Below are 1,295 nucleotides of genomic sequence, written 5' to 3'. Positions count from 1 at the left end.
GGAACAACGAGCATGATTTGCTACCCACTTTTCAACGTTTTCATCGCCTTTTTCATAAAAACACCACGCCGCTTTCCACACGTATTCAAGTACATGGATAAAATCCATGATGATACTCGCTTTAACCTGATGCTTTTTCATGACCCGATTGATTAACCTTATTTGATGAGGGTGACCATCAATCAATACGACCCATTGCCGCTGTTGGCTTGGGTCACGCTGTAGCGCTTCTAGAAAACCGGCTTCAATAACTTCCTCTGCCGTATTTTCAATACTGGTCCACACTCGCTTATTGCGCTCTGCGACGTTAAGGTTATGAACATTACTTTCTTGAGTTTCACTCTTCATAATCGCTTCAGGCGTTCGAATATGAGGTAGCGCCGTGTATACAGCAGCCACTTGTGCCATGCGTTTTCTATCTTTTTTTCTCCTGCACTTAACCTGCTATTTAGCTTCTTTGATTTTAATGCGGCTTTTTTAGTACATTCTCGAAGACCTTCTGGCCGCATAGCAATACCTTTCCCATCGAATGTTAATACCAACAAGTTGTCTGTTTTCTCAAGCGTTAAGTAACGATTTTGTCGATAAAAATCATCAAAGTCCTGCGCTACATCTTGAGCTAACTTAAGGCTTTGCCGCTTTGGAATATAACAACCTGTCGTCTGGCTAATTGATTGAACTGCTTCATCATAGGACGATTTTCTTGCTTCAATCGCGACTCGTTGGCGTATACGGTCAGAGTATTGATCTGCTGGTAAATTTAGCTGAGCATCTAATGGAAAAACACTGTTGTGTAAACGTTGACTGTCGCTTTTACGTCTGACAGTAACACTGCCAAAGAGTGTCGTTAGTTTTCGCTTGGTGTTGTGTTTAATGTGGTTGAGGTGTGTACCTTGATCAGAATAAACGTCATCATGTAATACTTCATTGGCAGTTTTTAGATCAAGATAACCTTGAAACAAGCAACGTAACACTTCAAAACCTTCCTTTTGAATATAGCACTCAATATCACCGTGCTCATTATCGTGACAATGAGCAGATTGTAGATGCGTGATCATGTGATTAATCTGTTTAGTTGCATCACAAAAGAAGGAAAAATCAGGGGTATTCGAGTAAGCTACATTCATAGAAGGCCTTTTGGTGTTCTTTGTGCTGCGTAAGAACTACATAACTAACACAAAAAGGCTCTTCTTTCTTCTAAAAAACATTTAACGTACTGAAATTAAAAGATCTTTAGTCGACTCAAAGGATCTACACCCTGGTGATTTAAACAAAATCACCCGCGCTTATTACAA

General features: G+C 40.1%; 1 protein-coding gene and 1 pseudogene. Both read right to left on the bottom strand.

Features of this window, described 5'->3' with window-relative positions:
• Window positions 1–348: pseudogene (locus CJF42_RS26045) on the bottom strand (hypothetical protein); the annotation flags it as partial.
• Window positions 345–1,127, bottom strand: coding sequence for a hypothetical protein (locus CJF42_RS26040; RefSeq protein ID WP_095369378.1), 783 nt, complete (start codon window positions 1,125–1,127; stop codon window positions 345–347). The pseudogene CJF42_RS26045 and the gene CJF42_RS26040, both read right to left, overlap by 4 nt.
• Window positions 1,128–1,295 lie beyond the last annotated feature (168 nt).

The sequence above is a fragment of the Pseudoalteromonas sp. NBT06-2 genome (genome assembly GCF_002276045.1).
Lineage (GTDB): Bacteria > Pseudomonadota > Gammaproteobacteria > Enterobacterales > Alteromonadaceae > Pseudoalteromonas.
This window is presented reverse-complemented; position numbering and strand designations above follow the sequence as displayed.